The organism is Arthrobacter sp. NPDC080073 (assembly GCF_040686575.1).
GTDB lineage: Bacteria > Actinomycetota > Actinomycetes > Actinomycetales > Micrococcaceae > Arthrobacter.
On sequence record NZ_JBFBKR010000002.1, the window covers coordinates 60,507 to 74,733 of the forward strand.

Below are 14,227 nucleotides of genomic sequence, written 5' to 3' on the forward strand. Positions count from 1 at the left end.
GCGCTGCTCGGCAAAGCTGTAAGAGCCAGGGTGTCCGGCAGCTTGGCCGAGTCACCCATCCCGATCAGGTCGGGTGCGATGCAGCGGCCGAGCTGGGTGAGATGCGGCAGGACGTTGCGCCACAGGTACGAGGACGTCGGGTTCCCGTGCAGCAGCAGGATCGGATCCCCCGATCCTTCCTCCACGTAGGCCACCTCGCAACCGAGCACCAGCGCGCGCTTCTTCTGAAAACCGAAACCGACCGAGATCGTCGACGGATACGGAGCCATGCTCTGTCCCCTCTCATGATGGCGCCGCACCGGAACGCGGGCCGCTGGGCCTGTGGGCCCTGATCGGGCCTTGAATGAGACTATCATTAAGCGGAATCACCAATTCCGGTACCCGATGGGGTCATTGACGCCGGAGAGCTGAGAGGAGGGCCCCGTGGTAGGAGCTGCAGGAGTTGGACCGACACCGTCGCGTGTTCGACCGGGGGTGGAAAAGGCTCTGAGGCGGGATGCAGTGCGGAACCGACAGCGGGTGCTCGACGCGGCACGTACGGTCTTCGCGCGCGACGGGCTGGATGCGACGATCGAGGACGTGGCCACCGAAGCCGGCCTCGGCGTCGGTACCGTTTACCGTCGATTCGAGAGCAAGGACTCACTCGTCGACGCCCTGTTCGTCGACGGACTCGATGCGCTGTCCGGACTGGCGACCGAAGCGACCGGGTTCCCGCGCGCGTTCGACGGGCTCCGCCACTTCTGGGAAACCATGCTGCAGCTACAGGTCGAGGACAAGGGGCTGCGCGACCTGATGATCGCCCGGCAGTCCGAAGCCGCGATCCGCACCAGTCTCCAGCCACTGCTCGAGGAGCTGATCTCCCGCGCCCAGAAGGAGGGCGACCTCAGGCCGGATCTCGAGGTGACCGACTTCGTTGCCCTGGAGATCGCCGTGCAAAGCACCGCGGCCTTCACCGCCCCGGTGGCACCGGACGCTTGGCGTCGCTACGTGACGATCGTCCTGGATGGCATGCGCACCCGGACCGGCGGCGACTCGCTGGCGTTGGAGCAGCCGGCCATCACGCATGCGCAGGCCTACGCAGCCGCCGACGGTTGGCGGTACGGCGCGCGCAGGCCCGCGCAGAGATCAGCCGACGCCGAATAAAGGGAAGCGCCAATACAAACAGTCTTGCGACAAGGAATTGGCGGATTGCCAGCGCAGACACCTTCCGGGAACACCCGGCCCCGATACGCCGCGGTTAGTCCGGCCAGTGGTTCCCTCTCTCTCCGGATGGCGGCAGACTTGCACCGGAGACCTACACGCGACCACAAGGAGAATCGATGAGCACCGCCATTTCAGTTGTTGTCTTTGATGTCAACGAAACCCTGTCAGATATGTCGCCCATGGGGGAACGCTTCAGGGAAGTCGGGGCCCCGGCTGAGCAGGCGAAACTCTGGTTCGCTACGCTGCTGCGTGACGGCTTCGCGCTGGCGGCCAGCGGAGACAACGGATCATTCGCCGCCCTGGGGGCTGGCGCACTCCGTGGACTTCTGACCGGGGTGGAGCTTGACCGCCCTCTTGATGCGGCGGTCGACCATGTCATGGGCGGCCTGGCCGGCCTGGGGGTACATTCCGATGTTCCCGGGGGAATTAGATCCCTCGCCGCTGCAGGGTTCCGGCTGATTACGCTAAGCAACGGCTCGGCCCGGATCGCCGAGCAATTGTTCAGCGAAGCCGGGATCCTGGACGCTTTTGAGTCGCTGCTTTCGGTCGAAGACGCTCCCGCATGGAAGCCTGCCCGGGCCTCCTATGAATATGCCGCTGCTGCTTCCGGGGCTGACCCGGCCGGGATGCTGCTGGTCGCCGTGCATCCGTGGGATATCCACGGCGCCGCCCGTGCCGGGCTGCGCACGGCGTGGCTGAACAGGACCGGCGGTAGCTACCCGGGCTACTTTCAGGCTCCTGAATTCACAGTTACCGCCCTGACCGACCTTCCCGGGGCACTGGCAGCAGCGCACTGACGAGGACCGTGGCTGCCGGCCCCTGCCGCTTGTTTGAAAGATCAGACCGCGGTCCGGTGGGAGGGTGGCGATGCTTTCTCCCACCTCCCACGGGTCTCAGGCGGTGAGTTCCGGGACCGGGGGAAGGTCCGCTTCGGTGCCTGCCAAGTGGTTGAAGTAGTTGGTGAACATGAACATGTGGACCTGTTGTTCGATCCACCATGGACGCGACGCGCCTCCCGCCTTAGAGCCCGGCCGGGGCCACAGGGCCAAATTCCTATTGGTCCGGGTACCAGGAGTGGGCTACGTTGAGGATAAGGGGAAAGCCCCCGAAGGCCGCCTCGCTGCCGCCGCCTGCGTCCGGGCATCGCCATCGAGGAAGGAAGCTCACCATGGCATACAACGTCGCCCAGAAGCTCATCGCATCCCATCTGGTGGCGGGGGATATGACTCCCGGGACTGAGATCGGGCTGCATATCGACCAGACTCTCACCCAAGACGCGACCGGAACCCTGGTCATGCTTGAACTGGAGGCTCTCGGACTCGATCGGGCACGCACCGAAGTGTCCGTGCAGTACATCGATCACAACCTCCTGCAGGCCGACAGCAAGAACGCGGAGGACCATGATTTTCTCCGCTCCGCCTGCCGGCGGTTTGGTCTGTGGTACTCGAAGGCCGGCAATGGGGTATCTCATCCGACCCACATGCAGCGGTTCGGTATCCCGGGCAAGACCATGGTCGGCTCCGACAGCCACACTCCGGCCGCAGGTTCGCTCGGGATGCTGGCCATCGGCGTCGGGGGCACCGAAGTGGCCTTGGCCATCGCGGGCGAGCCGCTGTACCTGAAGATGCCCGAGGTCTGGGGAGTGCGGCTCACCGGCACACTGCCGCCATGGACGAGCGCCAAGGACGTCATTCTCGAAATGCTGCGCCGGCACGGTGTCCATGGCGGCCTGAACCGGATCATCGAATACCACGGCCCCGGCTTGGGAGGACTGACCGCGATGGACCGGCACGTGATCGCCAACATGGGCGCGGAACTGGGTGCGACGAGCACCGTATTCCCGGCCGACGACCAGGTCCGGGCTTTCCTGCGCACCGAACAGCGCGAAGGCGACTTCACCGAACTGCTCGCCGACCCGGATGCCGGATACGACGTGACCGAGGAGATCGACCTCTCCACGATCGTCCCGCTCATCGCGCTCCCCAGCTCGCCGGGCAACGTCGTTCCGGTGCGGGAGGTCGTCGGCAGGCCGGTCGCGCAGGTCGTGATCGGATCCTCCGCGAATCCTGGCCTGCGTGATTTTGCGATTGTCGCCGCCATCGCCAAAGGGCGGCAGACCCACCCAGGCCTGTCCTTCGATGTCAATCCCAGCTCCCGACAGATCCTGCAGGACCTGACACGAATGGGCGCCACCTTCGATCTGATCAGTGCCGGCGCCCGGCTGCATCAGACCGGATGCATGGGCTGCATCGGCATGGGCCAGGCCCCAGCGAACGGAAGCAACAGCCTGCGCACGATGCCGCGCAATTTCCCGGGCCGTTCGGGTACGAAAGAAGACTCGGTCTACCTGTGCTCACCGGAGACAGCCGTGGCGGCCGCACTCACCGGAACGATCACGGACCCGCGTGACCTGCCGGAGCTCTTCGGACTGGAGTACCCCGAACCCGATCTGCCCGCGGTCTCGAGCGTGAACCTGGCAATGCTGGAGAAGCCGTTGCCGCCGGACGAAGCCTCCGAAGTGACACTGGTCAAGGGCGAAAACATCTCCTCACTCCCGGTCTTCGACCCGCTCCCGGACCGCATTGAGGCACCGGTCGCCCTGGTCGTGGGGGACAACATCTCGACCGATGAGATCCTGCCCGCCGGTGCACGCGTTCTGCCCTACCGCAGCAACATCCCGAAGCTCGCCGAATTCACCTTCGCCCAGATCGACGCAAGCTACCCTGCCCGCGCTGCCCAGACCCGCGACACGTCCGGCCACATGTTGGTCGCCGGCGCCAACTACGGCCAGGGATCCTCGCGGGAGCACGCCGCGATCACGCCGCGCTTTCTCGGGCTGCGCGCGGTGCTGGCTGTCTCCTTCGCACGCATCCACTGGCAGAACCTGGCCAATTTCGGCGTTCTCGCACTCGAATTCGCGGATACTGCCGATCACGGCCGTATCCAGCAAGGCGACGTGCTCCTGCTGCCAAATCTGCGGGACGCCCTCGTGAACGGCACGGACATCCTGGTGCAGAACCAGACCCGTGATGAGGCCTACCCCGTGCGGCACGGCCTCTCCCCACGGCAGATTCAGATGCTCCTGGCCGGTGGCCTCATCCCCTGGCTGCGCGGGCGGAGCGCCCGGGACGCCCGTCGTGCCGGGTCGAGGCTTTGGCCGTGAACGAAATCGACTTCGATGAACGGGGGCGTAAGCGTTCTGGCTGAGGCTCTAGCGGGAGTAGCTCGTGAAAAAGTGAAGTATCCGACGCTAACCAGCGCAAACATCCGCATCTCCCGCAAGCGCAGAGGCCCCGAGCTGCCGCCCACCGGACTCGCCCAGGATCGTTTTACACCGGGTTTCGTCTGTTTATATACCTCAACCAAACGCTAAAGACTGGGACCGGATCGACTCGCCGCTGCTGGTAAGAGACGGGACCGGTAGGCGCGGTGGGATGATCGGTCCATGAGTCTTACAGGCATGACGGGCGGTTCGGATAAAGGTTTCAGTTCCGTGGCGCATCATTCTCGGCTGCGGGTTCTGGTGATGACCGTTTTGGGTCTGGGAACCGCCCTGGCTGTTGGGGCATTGAAGTCCTGGGCATACGCGCCCCGCCATGGGTTGGGCGGTGGCGTCACTGACCTACCTCATCTGGGTGTGGGCGATCATCGGGCGCCTGCCTGCAGAAGCCACGGCAGCCCACGCACGGCGCGAAGATCCGGGCCGGCACGTCTCCGATGTCCTGGTGTTGGCCGCTACCGTGGCCAGCTTCGCCGGGGTGGCGCTGATCCTGCTGGATGCCTCCAACGCCCAAGGCGGGACGAAGGCGGCCATCATCGCCATGGCCCTGGGCAGCGTCGCGCTGTCCTGGTTCCTGGTCCATACGCTGTTTGCGCTTCGCTACGCGTCGATTTATTACCGGGACAGGGCCGGGGTGGATTTCAACGAGGACAAACCGCCCCGCTACCTGGACTTCGCCTATTTGTCCTTCACCGTCGGGATGACTTTCCAGGTCTCCGATACTGACCTGAAGACAGAGGCGATCCGCACCACGGTGCTTCGCCAGGCGCTGCTGTCCTATCTACTGGGGGCGATAGTACTGGCCACCACCATCAACCTCGTGTCCGGCCTGATCCACTGAACGCAAGTGCTGAGAAAGCGGCGTAGGGGGACAGGAACACGCCACAAGTTATTCGGCCCCCTTGAAGGAACCGAAGCGGAACCTGGCAGCCCTGGCGCCTCAGGGCTCCCAGATCGCCGCAGCCTTCTGCCCTGCTTCGAAGATGCTCTTGGACCGTTCGGCGATCTTGTCGATGTCCTGCGGAGCGATGTTGAGTCGAGATCCCTCCCGGTCCGGCTGAGCGGAGCCAGACGTGGCGCCCGGCGCCCGAGCGCGCGGCACGGCGAACACGTAAGGGGAGAAGGATTGGGCAGCCAAGTTGCCCATCGCGGCATGTCATTGCCTCCTGAGGGGCGAGGAATCTCCCACGGACCAGGCATGGCCGAAGGGGTCGAAGAACCCGCCTTGGCGGTGCATCCCCCACGGCCTGTCGTGGTCCTCGACGGGCGATCCCGGCGTCGCCCCAGCGGCAATCGCCGTGGCCACGAAGACGTCCGGGTCCTCCACGAACAGCTCGATCCGAGTGCTCGTCACCCGTGCCCGGTCGGGGCTCGTCTCTGCGGGGTTTCCGGGGTTGATCTCGTGGATGAAGAAGGGCGCACCGTCTACCGCGAGTCCGGCGACACCGCCCAGATTCCAGAGCTCGACGGCGCCGAGGGCCCGCCGGGAGTCGTCCGTGCCGTCCTCTGCGTACAAGGTTCGAGCGTATTAAGCACCCACGATGCGCGCCCCTTGAGATTGTAATTCATGGTGCTGCCAACCGTGAGGGTTTCCGGACGGTGACCAGTCGGACGATCAGAAGCGATACCCCTGCCGCCAGGATCGACAGCTAGTAGAGCGCGAGTATGGTCCGGAGGCCGTTCGGTCCGATGAAGTCGAAAGGGTCCAGCCTGCGCCTAGCCCACCACACGCCGAGCAAGAGCGACCGGACGGTGAGGGATCGGCTGTTGCTTCTACGCCTTCCGGACCACGATCCGGAGCCACGCCTTGGTGCCGGTTCTGTTCCGTTACTTGTCATGGGCAGGGATGCACCATTCCAAAATGATGAAGGAAAGCGGCCAAGGCCCGGCCCGGTCACTCGCAACATGACATGATGCACCCATGACGACAATGGATCCGGGCCGCACGACCGGGCAACAATTGTGCTGGTGCTGTGGCCGAATGTTCCCCGAAGCAGGCGTCATCCGTCTAGGGGCCAGGCCCGAGGCCGGGGTATGCGTCAACTGCACCATCTCGCTGCGCAGAAGAGCCCGGGAACAGATGGCAGAAAACAAAGGCGCTTGGTCCCGGTGGCAGTCACAAGCTTTTCGGCAAAGCCGGGAGTTCATCATGCAGCACCACTGGCACGAACGCCCCGTCATCGGACCAGCACTGCGCTGGATCAACCGCCACCTTCCCTAAAAACTTCCTCGGCAGCCCCCTGCCGACGGCATTGTGACCCACCCATCGCGCAAAGGGATCCCTCATCGGTCACTAAGAACGACCTGACGAGCATTATCATTGTGGCCGACTTTCGTAGGGCATATTCTGTGAGCCTGATCGTGGGACTGGGGTGGGCGTACGGCCGGAATGAGGATCTCATCATTGACTGCGGCGCTGTTGGCCGTCCTGTGTGCGTGCGCGGGCCCGCCAATGCAGATGACCGAAGCCTCCGGGCAAGCGCCGGCCCCGAGTGCTTCCGGCATGCGAATCATGCTTTACACGCACTGCGGTATCGAGGAATTGCGCGTCGATGGCACATTCTTCATTGCAGAAACACCAATGGATGATGGTCAGGGCAATCCCCCTCCGGGGTGGCGGAACCCTTATCAAGCGGGCACCGTGACCGTGTCCGGATCGCAGGCTGTTTTTCGTGATGAAAATGGACACACAGTCACATTCCGGGCTCGTCCCGGCGCCACAGCCGTACTTAGGACCTGCTCCTGAGAGTCCGATATGCCGGCCGGTGAAGGATCCTTCACCGAACAGACCATAAAATCATCTCCCTTGTGAATGTGACTTCGGGTGCCGGCAGCGTGCTGTGCGGTCCCGTCCGGCCACCCCGCGAGCCAGGGCAGGAAGTAGCCACAAGGCTTGTGTCTGGCTCTGTACTTTCTGGTCAGGCGGTCAACAAAAACGAGGGCAGTCCGGTTCGCTCAGGTACGGCTGCGCCGCCCCGCACGTTCGGCGAATGCGTCCAAGGCTGCCAGCATGTCAGGAGCCCGCCAGAACCGGCCTTTCTTGTACTTATCGACGCCGACGACGATCCCGGCTTCCTCCAGGGCGTCCAGGGCGCGCTTCTGGCGCATGTAGTCGAGGCCGAGCTTGGACTCCAGAACCGTTGCGTTGACAACTGGCTGGCTGGCAAGAAGTTCCAGGACCGGCCATACGGCCGAGTCGCGGCGTGCGGTGATCCTGTCAGCCCAGGCCTCGGTGATGGCGACAACATCGTTGGCGAGGGTCGTGCCGTTCTCAATGGCCCGGAACGCGGCTTCGGAGGTCACTGTGATGATTAGCTCCGGGTTCCCGGCCCGGAAGGCGGTGAGAGCGGCGTGATAGCCGCCGACGTTGGAGAGCAGCCCGGCGGAGACGGGGACGGTCACGTTGGAGGCCACGCCCCGGTGCTTGAGCATGGCGTGCAGCAAGGCTCGTCCGGTGCGGCCGTTGCCGTCGGTGAACGGGTGGATGGTCTCGAATTGGGCGTGCGCGATGGCGGCCTGGACGATCGCCGGGAGGTCCTGGCGCCGGGCGTAGTCCATGACGTCCGTCATGAGGGCCGGAACGCGGCTGGCGTGCGGCGGCACGAATTCGGCGCCGATTGGACTGTATTGGCTGGTGCCGATCCAGACCTGTTGCTCGCGCCAGTGTCCGGCGACGTCGGCGTCGGACGTGCCGTCCATCAGGGCCCGGTGCATGTCCAGGACGCTTTCGGGCGTCAGGTGGTCGGCAGCGGCCAGCGCCGTCTCCATTGCCCGGACATTGCGGACGACCAAGGTGGCGTTGGCCTTGTCTTCCACACCGAGCTCGGCCTCACCCAGGCTGCGGGCGCTGGCGGTCAGGTTTTCGATCTGGGAGGAGGCTACGGACTCACTGCGCAGCATCAGCGACACGAACGGGCGCAGGTGCTCGCCGTAGCGTTCGTCGAACCGGCTGATCTCCTGAGTGGCTTCCTCGGCCAGGGCTGCGACCCCTGGAGAGGGCAGGTAAGCCGATTTTGCGATGGTCGACGGGATGAACGCCTCATAGGGCTGCCCGGCCATCCCGGACAGATAGTTGCTGGTACGGAAGGCGTCCTGGGTCCCGGTCCATTCGTAGGTTTCATACTCGCCCGCCGGCCAGACAGGTGCACCGCCCAGGGGGACGGGTCCGTAGGTGCCGTCGGTGTGACTCGGCTGCTCCATGATCACCTAACTGTAAGAATATCCCGTGAATTCTTACATTTATACTCCTAAACGTAAGAACCCGCGACGGATTCTCTCATTTAGACATGCCGGAGCATCGCTGCCAGGGCCCCTTCCGCGTTCGTGAGTATCTTCCTGTCAAGCCGCGCGTGTTGAAGCCAGGATCACTCGGGCTGTGTCGCCTTGGTCCATGAGGGTCTCGACGTGATGCGTCATTCACGGGGCCGAAGCAGCGGACATATCTGGACCGTTCGCAAGGCAACCAGCGAAGGACGGCCATCGAGGCGTTCACCCCCGATGCCGTCGTCGTCGACGACGGACACCTCTACCGTGGCACTTCCGAAATTGCGGGATGGCTCGATCGCGTCGCAGCAAAAGACGGGCGACCTTGCGACGAAGGGAGTTTGAGATGCCCCGTCCCTTGGAGGCCGTGGACGCCGCTGAGCTTCTGTTGTTATCCATCGAAATGAATCCACGTTTGCCTTCCACCAACATCAGACCGGCCGGGCAAGAAGTAATGGGTCCTGGCCTGTCCCGAGGAGTGCAGTCGTGCTTAGAACAGCGGCCAGGGCACCGCTGACATCGCACCGCTCGGAGCCGGAAACCGCCCTGCCAACCGCAAACGGGCGCAGCGCTCGGCGAGCGACGCGATTTCTTCGGCGCTGAGCAATTCCGCCAGCTTTCGGCCCAGCTCACCGCGGAGTCCTTCGCTGACTCGATCGACGCCGTCGCGTTCCTCGGAGGTCAGAGGGTCTCCCAGCCATCCCCACAGCACCGTGCGCAGTTTGTGGTCACGGTGGAACGTGAGCCCGTGGTCCACGCCGTGCCGGTGTCCGTCCGTCATGGCAAGAATGTGGTCGCCTTTGCGGTCGGCGTTGTTGACGACCGTGTCGAACACGGCCATGCGTCTGAGCGCCGGCGAATCTTCGTGAACGAGGGTGACCATCCGTCCGCTCTCATCTTGTCCCTCGAGAACTTGTTTCCAGCCCGTCTTCGGCACGTGGTCTGTCGCGACCAGGTTCACGGCGTTTTGGGCGGTGTCTTGCTCCTGCCAGAGCTGCACCATACCTTTGCCCATCGGACCGTCGCGCAGCCAGGTGTGCGGCACGATGTCCCAGCCGAAGACCTGCGAGACAAGGTAGGCGGCCACCTCCCGGTATGCCAGGGTGCCGTGGGGAAAGTCCCATAGCGGAGTTTCGCCTGCTATCGGCTTATAGACGACCACCACGTCGCCGATGCGGCCAAGAAATGTAGCGTTCGAAGCCGTCGTGATGCGGCCGGTGAGCGTCAGCTCGGCGGTCACTAGGTCCGGCGTCGGCATCAGGCCTCGGGAAAGGTGCAGATGTGCCCGTCGGCGTCTATGGGGTAACCGCAGAGCGGGCACGTCGGACGCCCCGCGCCCACGATCTCACGGGTGCGCTTGGCGAATGCGCGGGCGGTGCCAACCGGCATTCGCACCAGCAGCATTTCGGGCGCGTTAGCGCCGTCCTCATCAAGCGATGCGTCGTTGTCGTCGGCGTCGACATCGGTGATGGGGTAGGCCTCTAGTACGAGCTGTGCCGTGGTTGGGTCCCAAGCTAAGGTCATGGCGCCGGTGCGAAACTGCTCCTGAACGGCATCGAGTTTGTCATTGTCGACAAGTTCAACGGGAGTACCCGTGGGGACACTGAAGGGGTTGCCTTCGACGGTGATGAGCTGGTCGAGAATTTCGTCGATCTTCTCCGCGAGCAGGGCCGACTGCTCTTTCTCCATGGCAATGCTTACGATCTGCGTCCCTTCGCGCACCTGCAGGTAGAACGTTCGCGCCCCCGGCAGGCCGATGGTGCCGACGACGACCCGGTCAGGCCAGGCAAACTCGTGAACACGTGTAGGCATGTCAGTATTCTAGGCGCATGAGGCTTTTGGCGCCTTTTGCCCTGCACCGCCGCCCACCGGCGCATCGCCAGAATGGATGCCGTCCGACAGCCAGGACAGATCACCCGCGTCGGTGTTTGTCGCGTGGACGCTGGGCCGGCTAGCGCCGTAGCGTACGATCGATACGGAGCCGGGGCCCACGGTAATACGCTGGAACAGGTCAAGGTGCATGCCGAGTGCGTCGGCAAGGATTGACTTGATGATGTCGCCGTGGCTGACCGCCACCCACACGGCTCCTGGTCCGTACTCGGCTTCGAAGGCTGAATCGTGGCGTCGAATCGCTGCCACCGACCGAGCCTGCATGGCGGCCATGGATTCACCGCCGGGAAAGACGACGGCGGACGGTTGGGACTGCACGATGGGCCACAGTTCCTCGGATGCGAGATCACTGAGCGTGCGGCCCTGCCACTGGCCGTAATCGCACTCGATGAGATCGGGCTCGACCGGCGCGTACGGCGTGCCGGCCTGACGATCGAGGATGAGCTGTGCGGTCTGCTGACAACGCTCAAGAGGGCTCGACACCACCGCGACCAAGGGCACGGCCGCGAGCCGGTCTCCGGTCAGGGCCGCCTGATCGTGCCCGATCCGGTCCAGGCCGACGCCGACGGCCCGGCCGGCCAGCAGCCCAGTGGCATTGGCTGTGGTGCGGCCGTGCCGCACGAGAATAACTGTCGCCATGCACCCAGCCTAACCACCCGCCCGATCGCAGGGTGAACCGTGCCGGGTCCCGTTCCGCTTAACTGTGAGCAAGTAGTCGAGCGTATAGTCGCTTAGCCCCGACGGGCGACATCCTGGCTCAGAATGTTGGGCCAGGTTTCGACGTCTCCGGGGGTGCGGGCGACCGTCAGCGTTGCTTGGGGGAGCAGTGCGGCAAGGGATTCCGCGGTTGACAGCGGGTGGCCCGGATCATCGACCCACGCCAAGATTGTCGTCGGTATGTCGATTCGCGCGACGGCTTGGCGAGCAGGCAGATCGCTGAGTGCCGCGCCGCGAAACAACGACGGCAGGAGGGCATCGGCGACGTCGGGCACCGTCTCCGGCGCACCGACCGTGGCGGGCGGCGGTGTTGTTCCGCGAGTGGTGGCGAGGAATGCCTCGACACCTACAGACTCGATCAGCGCTGCTGCAACTCGGTAGTTCGCAGCCTGCGCAGCCCGGGTTTCCCACGCCGTGGGTGGCACCATCAGCGTGAGCCCGGTAAAGCGGTCTGGCTCGCGGGAAGCGGCATGCAGGAGTGTGCCGGTACCCATGGAGGGGCCGACTCCGTGGACAGGTTCGCCTGGGAACCAGTGATCGAGCACTCGCAGGAGGTCATCGGCGAGGTTTTGCCATTGATATTCCTCGGGAACCTTCCGCCCCGTCGACTCGCCATGGCCGCGTGCGTCGTACCGCAGCAACCGTGTTCCACTAAGCCCTCGACCGAGGTCGAGGTTGAGTACCCGATCGTGCGCGCGGCTTGAGGTAAGGCCATGCAGTTGGACAACCGGGTGTCCGCCTTCGTCGCTCAAAGCAACCGCAAGCTCGGCTCCGGGAACCTCGAAGGTGGGCATCAGGCTCCTCGTTTCGTAACTGACCGCGTCACGTTGAGCGGCCCCGTTGAACATTCAGGCTATCCGGGGCGATAGGATACTGCCATGCGGCTGACCAACGTCACGCACCTGCGCCTACCGTTCGGACGACTTTGGGGCTACGACGTCAGTGTGTCTGCTCTCGGCCGGCGTCTTCCAGTGTCATTTGACCAGCGGCTCCATGTGGGGGCAGGCGACCGCCCCGGCTCCTGGATGGCATTGTCTTTTCGGCTGCCTTCACCAACTCGTCGTGGGTCAATCGCCGATGCCTGGCTCGCTGTCCTCGCCCGTCATGGCACACTGCGAACGGCATTCGTGCCCGGTGCGGATGGTGATCCGGAGCTTCACGAAATTGAAATCGGTCCGGGAACCTGGGTGGAGCATCAGGTATCTCCCGGCCAGGCAGTCAATGACGCGGTGCGGGACATACTTGATGCCACCTGTTCGCCATACCAACAGCCCTCACACCGGCTGTGCGTGTTGGAGACTGCTGCCGGACTCACGGTCGTGATTGCGGCCGACCACGCCCACGTCGATATGTGGTCCATGCTGGTGATCGCGCGGGACCTGCTGTCGGCGCTGGATGCCGGGCGGGCCGGCCGTGAACTGTTGCCCGGGGCCGCGCCAGCATTCGTTGAACACACCCAAGCACTGTTGGATCGGAATGCGGCGCCGGACCATGTGCGTCACCGATGGGAAGAGATCATCGGTGAAAGCGGCGGCGTCATGCCGCAATTCCCACTTCCCCTGGGTGCGCCCGATCCGCAGCGCGAGCGGGTAGAAGTTCGCGATGTGTTCGATCTCGATGACGGTGCCGCATTTGCTGCCCAGGCCCGCAACGACGGTGTCTCGACGCTCGCGCTCGCTGTTGTTGCGATGACAGCCGTGACCCGCGAGTTGGCGGGAAGCCCGCTCCGGGCCGTTTTTCCCGTGCACAGCCGCTTCGACGACAACTGGCATGACTCCGTGGGCTGGTTCATTACTAACTCGGTACTTGAGTCGGCAGTCGCCGAGCCGCGCGCCGCGGCGGCCGCGGTAAAAGAGGCTGTGCAGCTTGGCTCGTGGCCGCTCGCGGACGTCCTGGCTCCATGGGGCGGCATGCCCGTAGCTCCTGGTATGTTCGCGATCTCCTGGCTCGACCTGCGCAGGCTGCCGGTGCGAATCGACTCCGTCGGACTCGACGCCCAATATGTGAGCGCGACAATCGACACCGACGGGGTCATGCTTTGGTTCATCCTGGACGAATCAGGTCTGCATTTGAGATGCCGCTATCCCGACACGATGGAGGCTCGAGCCAGTGTCGGCGGGTGGCTTGATCTGTTGGTCGCTCGTTTGCAGGCATATGCGCGCTCCTCGGTTCAAGGACTGTTGCGGGTGGCGGGCCGGACCTTCAGGCTTGAACGGGCGAGCCACGATGACGTTGCGGCCATCGCGGCGCTGTTGTCTGATGATCAGTTCGGTCCCGATCGGGAGTGCGTCGAGCTCGAACGATACGAGGCGGCCTACAACCTGGTTGTTCGCGACAGTTCCAACTATCTGGGGGTTGTTCGCAATGATGCCGATCGCATCGTTGCCACAATGCAATTGACCGTCATTCCCGGTCTTTCCCGGGGTGGTTCTTCCCGACTACAGATCGAGGGACTGCGAGTTGCGGCCGCGGAACGGTCACAGGGCTTGGGCACCGCGATGCTCGAGTGGGCACATAATTTCGGGCGTGCGCGGGGGGCGCAACTGGCACAGGTCACCACCGACGAAGCACGGGAACGGGCTCGGGCTTTCTACTCCCGACTCGGATATCGGTCTGCCCACGTAGGACTGAAACGGTCCATATAGAAGTCCACACAGATCGGGCTAGTCGGTTTTCGGGTACCAGACTACGGTCGCCGACTCGCCGTCGTCGGACTCACCAGCGGGTTGGTCGGCCAGAGGCTGGCCGTGTGCCAAACCAGACCATTGGTACTCACCGTCCGGGTGAATCTCCGGGAAGTCCGATACCTCGCCCTCGCTGCGTTCTTTATCACGCGGACCGCCCTCATAAGTGAATTTCTCGCCCATATACCTC

At 64.1% G+C, this 14,227-nt stretch carries 14 protein-coding genes and 1 pseudogene; 5 read left to right on the forward strand and 10 right to left on the reverse strand.

Annotation, left to right across the window (positions count from 1 at the left end; all coding sequences use genetic code 11):
• Nucleotides 1–41: 41 nt before the first annotated feature.
• Nucleotides 42–356 (reverse strand): annotated as a pseudogene (locus AB0O52_RS02485) (alpha/beta fold hydrolase); the annotation flags it as partial.
• Between the two features lie 67 nt (nucleotides 357–423).
• On the opposite strand from AB0O52_RS02485, the gene AB0O52_RS02490 reads away from it, so the two are divergent.
• Together AB0O52_RS02490 and AB0O52_RS02495 are read left to right on the forward strand one after the other, a co-directional pair.
• Entirely contained in the window at nucleotides 424–1,143 is a 720-nt protein-coding gene (locus AB0O52_RS02490; protein WP_364532888.1) for a helix-turn-helix domain-containing protein, read from the forward strand.
• Between the two features lie 176 nt (nucleotides 1,144–1,319).
• Complete coding sequence (locus AB0O52_RS02495) at nucleotides 1,320–2,000, forward strand: haloacid dehalogenase type II (RefSeq protein ID WP_364532890.1); 681 nt, start codon at nucleotides 1,320–1,322, stop codon at nucleotides 1,998–2,000.
• Between the two features lie 96 nt (nucleotides 2,001–2,096).
• Here AB0O52_RS02495 and AB0O52_RS02500 read toward each other — a convergent pair whose 3' ends face one another.
• Nucleotides 2,097–2,252, reverse strand: a complete 156-nt coding sequence (locus AB0O52_RS02500; protein WP_364532892.1) for a hypothetical protein — start codon at nucleotides 2,250–2,252, stop codon at nucleotides 2,097–2,099.
• Nucleotides 2,253–2,371: 119 nt separating this feature from the next.
• Between AB0O52_RS02500 and AB0O52_RS02505 the strand changes: the two genes are divergently transcribed.
• Entirely contained in the window at nucleotides 2,372–4,366 is a 1,995-nt protein-coding gene (locus tag AB0O52_RS02505; RefSeq protein ID WP_364532895.1) for an aconitate hydratase, read from the forward strand.
• A gap of 445 nt (nucleotides 4,367–4,811) precedes the next feature.
• Nucleotides 4,812–5,324, forward strand: coding sequence for a DUF1345 domain-containing protein (locus AB0O52_RS02510; protein WP_364532897.1), 513 nt, complete (start codon nucleotides 4,812–4,814; stop codon nucleotides 5,322–5,324).
• A 99-nt stretch (nucleotides 5,325–5,423) separates the two neighbouring features.
• Here the strand turns inward: AB0O52_RS02510 and AB0O52_RS02515 are convergent, their stop codons facing one another.
• The 7 genes from AB0O52_RS02515 to AB0O52_RS02545 all read right to left on the reverse strand — a co-directional run bounded on the left by AB0O52_RS02515 (nucleotide 5,424) and on the right by AB0O52_RS02545 (nucleotide 12,147).
• The gene (locus tag AB0O52_RS02515) at nucleotides 5,424–5,630 is read right to left on the reverse strand and encodes a hypothetical protein (protein WP_364532900.1); all 207 of its coding nucleotides are present in this window, start codon (nucleotides 5,628–5,630) and stop codon (nucleotides 5,424–5,426) included.
• A gap of 9 nt (nucleotides 5,631–5,639) precedes the next feature.
• Nucleotides 5,640–5,999, reverse strand: coding sequence for a hypothetical protein (locus tag AB0O52_RS02520; RefSeq protein ID WP_364532903.1), 360 nt, complete (start codon nucleotides 5,997–5,999; stop codon nucleotides 5,640–5,642).
• A gap of 1,439 nt (nucleotides 6,000–7,438) precedes the next feature.
• Complete coding sequence (locus tag AB0O52_RS02525) at nucleotides 7,439–8,683, reverse strand: Fic family protein (protein ID WP_364532905.1); 1,245 nt, start codon at nucleotides 8,681–8,683, stop codon at nucleotides 7,439–7,441.
• A 553-nt stretch (nucleotides 8,684–9,236) separates the two neighbouring features.
• Nucleotides 9,237–10,004, reverse strand: a complete 768-nt coding sequence (locus tag AB0O52_RS02530; RefSeq protein ID WP_364532908.1) for an SCO1664 family protein — start codon at nucleotides 10,002–10,004, stop codon at nucleotides 9,237–9,239.
• The gene (locus AB0O52_RS02535; protein ID WP_364532911.1) at nucleotides 10,004–10,558 is read right to left on the reverse strand and encodes a DUF3090 domain-containing protein; all 555 of its coding nucleotides are present in this window, start codon (nucleotides 10,556–10,558) and stop codon (nucleotides 10,004–10,006) included. Before AB0O52_RS02535 ends, AB0O52_RS02530 begins: the two co-directional genes overlap by 1 nt.
• 9 nt (nucleotides 10,559–10,567) lie before the next feature.
• Complete coding sequence (locus tag AB0O52_RS02540; protein ID WP_364532913.1) at nucleotides 10,568–11,275, reverse strand: histidine phosphatase family protein; 708 nt, start codon at nucleotides 11,273–11,275, stop codon at nucleotides 10,568–10,570.
• 92 nt (nucleotides 11,276–11,367) lie between these two features.
• Nucleotides 11,368–12,147 carry an alpha/beta fold hydrolase gene (locus AB0O52_RS02545; RefSeq protein WP_364532916.1) on the reverse strand — a complete coding sequence of 260 codons (780 nt, stop codon included), beginning with the start codon at nucleotides 12,145–12,147 and terminating at the stop codon, nucleotides 11,368–11,370.
• 84 nt (nucleotides 12,148–12,231) lie between these two features.
• Here AB0O52_RS02545 and AB0O52_RS02550 point away from each other — a divergent pair, with 84 nt between their 5' ends.
• Nucleotides 12,232–13,998: a GNAT family N-acetyltransferase gene (locus AB0O52_RS02550; protein ID WP_364532919.1), complete on the forward strand. Its 1,767-nt coding sequence runs from the start codon at nucleotides 12,232–12,234 to the stop codon at nucleotides 13,996–13,998.
• An 18-nt stretch (nucleotides 13,999–14,016) separates the two neighbouring features.
• On the opposite strand, the gene AB0O52_RS02555 is transcribed toward AB0O52_RS02550, so the two are convergent.
• Nucleotides 14,017–14,220, reverse strand: a complete 204-nt coding sequence (locus AB0O52_RS02555) for a hypothetical protein (protein ID WP_364532922.1) — start codon at nucleotides 14,218–14,220, stop codon at nucleotides 14,017–14,019.
• Nucleotides 14,221–14,227: the final 7 nt, after the last annotated feature.

Excerpts from the sequence above, each read along its gene's own strand:
- AB0O52_RS02495 (WP_364532890.1), top strand. The coding sequence starts at position 1,320 with ATGAGCACCGCCATTTCAGTTGTTGTCTTTGATGTCAACGAAACCCTG.
- AB0O52_RS02505 (WP_364532895.1), top strand. The coding sequence starts at position 2,372 with ATGGCATACAACGTCGCCCAGAAGCTCATCGCATCCCATCTGGTGGCG.
- AB0O52_RS02515 (WP_364532900.1), bottom strand. The coding sequence starts at position 5,630 with ATGGGCAACTTGGCTGCCCAATCCTTCTCCCCTTACGTGTTCGCCGTG.
- AB0O52_RS02525 (WP_364532905.1), bottom strand. The coding sequence starts at position 8,683 with ATGGAGCAGCCGAGTCACACCGACGGCACCTACGGACCCGTCCCCCTG.
- AB0O52_RS02530 (WP_364532908.1), bottom strand. The coding sequence starts at position 10,004 with ATGCCGACGCCGGACCTAGTGACCGCCGAGCTGACGCTCACCGGCCGC.
- AB0O52_RS02535 (WP_364532911.1), bottom strand. The coding sequence starts at position 10,558 with ATGCCTACACGTGTTCACGAGTTTGCCTGGCCTGACCGGGTCGTCGTC.
- AB0O52_RS02540 (WP_364532913.1), bottom strand. The coding sequence starts at position 11,275 with ATGGCGACAGTTATTCTCGTGCGGCACGGCCGCACCACAGCCAATGCC.
- AB0O52_RS02545 (WP_364532916.1), bottom strand. The coding sequence starts at position 12,147 with ATGCCCACCTTCGAGGTTCCCGGAGCCGAGCTTGCGGTTGCTTTGAGC.
- AB0O52_RS02550 (WP_364532919.1), top strand. The coding sequence starts at position 12,232 with ATGCGGCTGACCAACGTCACGCACCTGCGCCTACCGTTCGGACGACTT.
- AB0O52_RS02555 (WP_364532922.1), bottom strand. The coding sequence starts at position 14,220 with ATGGGCGAGAAATTCACTTATGAGGGCGGTCCGCGTGATAAAGAACGC.